The following is a 2,566-nucleotide window of genomic DNA, read 5'->3' as shown; positions in this document are numbered from 1 at the left end:
CGGTGCGCGGCCCGGGCGAGCCCGGCGAGCTGGGCGGCGGCGTGCGCGGCCGCGTCCGGGACGGGGGTGTCGTCGATCCACTCCACGTGCCCGGTCAGGTAGCACGCCGTGTGCGTGTCGAGATCGAGCACCCGGAACCGGCGCACACCGGTGGTGATGACCTCGAACCGTCCGTCGGGGTGCCGTTCGGCCTCCCGCAGCCGCGCCGCGCAGCCGATCGCCGCGAGGTCCCCGGTGGTCTCCACCTCCCGCACGCCGGGGTGCCGGATCGCCACGACCCCGAACAGCCGGTCGGGCACCGTCCCGGTCATCAGGTCGACGGTGAGTTGCCGGTAGCGCGGTTCGAACACCGACAGCGGCAGGTGCACACCGGGCAGGAGCACGGTGTGCAGGGGGAACAGCGGCAGTGTCGTCGCCTCGGGCCCGCCCGGTCCACTCGCGTCGGTCACGTCCTCACGTTACGGGTTCGACGGCGGCGCCGCCCGTTCACGACCGCGGTCGCGGCCGCGGACGTGTCGCCGCCGTCCGGGTCCGGGCCGGGGGCTTGAACACCGCGAACGGATCGGTCACCCGCAGGTCGTGGTGGGTGAACCGGTACAACGCGGCGGGCCGGCCGCCGCCGCGGCCGGGGGGTGCGGTTCCCCCGGTCGGGACGAGCAGTCCGCGTCGGGACAGCACCCGCTGGAGGTTGGTGGCCGAGACGCGGTACCCCAGCGCGGCGGAGTACACGTCCCGCAGCGTCGACACGGTGAACTCCGCCGCCGCGAGGGCGAACCCGAGGTTGGTGTAGCTGAGCTTGGCGCGCAGCCGGTCGCGGGCGCTCCGGGTGATCTCGCCGTGGTCGAACGCGGTCCGCGGCAGGTCCGCGACGTCGTGCCACGCGGTGTCCTCCGGCAGCACCGGGTCGACGTCCGCGGGCACCAGGCCGAGGAAGGCGGTCGCGACCACGCGTGGCCCGGGAACCCGGTCGGGCGCGCTGAACACGGACAGCTGCTCGACGTGGGAGAGCGTGCGGACGTCCACCTTCTCGGCCAGCTGCCTGCGGATCGAGCCCTCCACGTCCTCGTCCGGGCGCAGCCGCCCCCCGGGCAGCGACCAGCGGCCGAGGTGCGGGTCGAGTGCCCGCCGCCACAGCAGTACCTGCAGCACCGCGGGGTCCTGTCCCGCCGCGACGGGGCCTGTGGCGCATCGCACGCGCAGAACCGCCGCGAGCACCTCGTGTGCGAGGGGGCTGCTGCTGTTAATATGAGAGGGCACGGTTTTCGATTCTAAGACGAAAACTCCCGGAGGGACAAATGACGGCAGACGTGGACGAACTCGTCCCGTACGGCGGTGTCCGCGCGGACGCGGCCTGGGCGGACGAGGTGCGCAGACTGGCCGCCGACCGCGACGCCGTCCTGCTCGCGCACAACTACCAGCTCCCGGAGATCCAGGAGGTCGCCGACCACACCGGCGACTCGCTCGCGCTCAGCCGGATCGCGGCGGCCAGCGACGCGTCCACGATCGTGTTCTGCGGTGTGCACTTCATGGCCGAGACGGCCAAGATCCTCGCGCCGGAGAAGACCGTGCTGATCCCGGACGCGCGCGCGGGGTGCTCGCTGGCCGACTCGATCACGGCGGAACAGCTCCGGGGGTGGAAGGCACAGCACCCCGGTGCGGTCGTCGTGTCCTATGTGAACACCACGGCCGAGGTGAAGGCCGAGACCGACATCTGCTGCACGTCGTCGAACGCGGTGGACGTCGTCGCGTCCGTGCCTGCCGACCGGGAGGTGCTGTTCTGCCCGGACCAGTTCCTCGGCGCGCACGTCAAACGGGAGACCGGCCGGGAGAACCTGCACATCTGGGCGGGGGAGTGCCACGTGCACGCGGGGATCAACGGCCCGGAACTGGCCGAGCGCGCCGCCGCCGACCCGGACGCCGACCTGTTCATCCACCCCGAGTGCGGGTGCGCCACCTCGGCGCTCTACCTCGCGGGGGAGGGTGCGGTGCCCGAGGACAAGGTCAAGATCCTGTCCACGGGGGACATGCTGACCGCCGCCCGGGACACGCGGGCGGAGTCGGTGCTGGTGGCCACCGAGGTGGGCATGCTGCACCAGCTGCGCAAGGCCGCTCCGGAGATCGACTTCCGCGCGGTGAACGACCGCGCGTCCTGCCGGTACATGAAGATGATCACCCCGGCGGCGCTGCTGCGGTCGCTGACCGACGGCGTCGACGAGGTCGACGTCGACCCGGACACCGCCGCGCGGGCGCGGGACTCGGTGCGCCGGATGGTCGAGATCGGCAACCCCGGCGGTGGGGAATGACCTCCCGGCGGACCGGCGTCGTCACCCCGGTTTCCGAGGTTTCCGACTCAGGGTCGCAAACCGGGTGGGAGGCGGCCGCCGATCTGGTCGTGCTCGGCAGCGGGGTCGCCGGGCTGACGGCGGCGCTGCGGGCGACCGAACTCGGGCTGCGCGTGCTCGTGGTGTCCAAGGGGTCCGTCTCCGACGGCAACACCCGGTGGGCCCAGGGTGGGGTCGCCGCCGTTCTCGACGGCCCGGACGGCCCGGACGGCCCGGACGGTGCG

4 protein-coding genes are annotated in these 2,566 nt (G+C 73.1%); 2 read left to right on the top strand and 2 right to left on the bottom strand.

All coding sequences use genetic code 11. The features are described 5' to 3' along the window. Together ACTIR_RS0104990 and ACTIR_RS0104985 are read right to left on the bottom strand one after the other, a co-directional pair. Nucleotides 1-449 (bottom strand): LON peptidase substrate-binding domain-containing protein (locus ACTIR_RS0104990; protein ID WP_026453454.1); only part of this gene is annotated, 449 nt, incomplete at its 3' end. A gap of 37 nt (nt 450-486) precedes the next feature. Next, nucleotides 487-1,200, bottom strand: a complete 714-nt coding sequence (locus ACTIR_RS0104985; RefSeq protein WP_161629616.1) for an NUDIX hydrolase — start codon at nt 1,198-1,200, stop codon at nt 487-489. 95 nt (nt 1,201-1,295) lie between these two features. On the opposite strand from ACTIR_RS0104985, the gene nadA reads away from it, so the two are divergent. Then, nucleotides 1,296-2,303 carry a quinolinate synthase NadA gene (gene nadA / locus ACTIR_RS0104980; RefSeq protein ID WP_026453452.1) on the top strand — a complete coding sequence of 336 codons (1,008 nt, stop codon included), beginning with the start codon at nt 1,296-1,298 and terminating at the stop codon, nt 2,301-2,303. Continuing rightward, nucleotides 2,300-2,566: FAD-dependent oxidoreductase (locus ACTIR_RS21795; protein WP_034238454.1), on the top strand; the 267-nt coding region annotated here is incomplete at its 3' end. The genes nadA and ACTIR_RS21795, both read left to right, overlap by 4 nt.

Origin of the sequence: Saccharomonospora iraqiensis subsp. iraqiensis, from assembly GCF_000430445.1 — a bacterium.
In the GTDB taxonomy this organism is placed as follows: domain Bacteria; phylum Actinomycetota; class Actinomycetes; order Mycobacteriales; family Pseudonocardiaceae; genus Saccharomonospora; species Saccharomonospora iraqiensis.
Note: the sequence above shows the minus strand (reverse complement) of the source record. Positions and strands in the feature narration are given on the sequence as shown.

Coding starts and splice junctions, on each gene's coding strand:
- nadA (WP_026453452.1), top strand. CDS start 1,296: ATGACGGCAGACGTGGACGAACTCGTCCCGTACGGCGGTGTCCGCGCG.